The following is a 237-nucleotide window of genomic DNA, read 5'->3' as shown; positions in this document are numbered from 1 at the left end:
ATAGTCTAACCCTCGGGAGGACGTTTACCACGGAGTGATTCATGACTGGGGTGAAGTCGTAACAAGGTAGCCCTAGGGGAACCTGGGGCTGGATCACCTCCTTATACGATTTAGAACTTATTTGTTCGTAGTGTCCACACAGATGATTGTTAATTAGTGCTTGTCCTTCGGGATAACTAATTAATATGCTCTTTAAAAATTTGGAAAAGCTGATAATAAAATTCGTATGAATAACAT

At 40.1% G+C, this 237-nt stretch carries 1 rRNA gene; it reads left to right on the top strand.

Going from position 1 to position 237, the window contains the following annotated elements:
* Window positions 1-104, top strand: a 16S ribosomal RNA gene (locus tag AAEY83_RS18390); the annotation flags it as partial.
* Window positions 105-237: the final 133 nt, after the last annotated feature.

Source organism: Psychrobacter sp. TB20-MNA-CIBAN-0197 (assembly GCF_040309765.1).
Taxonomy (GTDB): domain Bacteria; phylum Pseudomonadota; class Gammaproteobacteria; order Pseudomonadales; family Moraxellaceae; genus Psychrobacter; species Psychrobacter submarinus.
The sequence above is the reverse complement of the archived record's forward strand: the minus strand, read 5'-3'. Positions and strand labels throughout refer to the sequence as shown.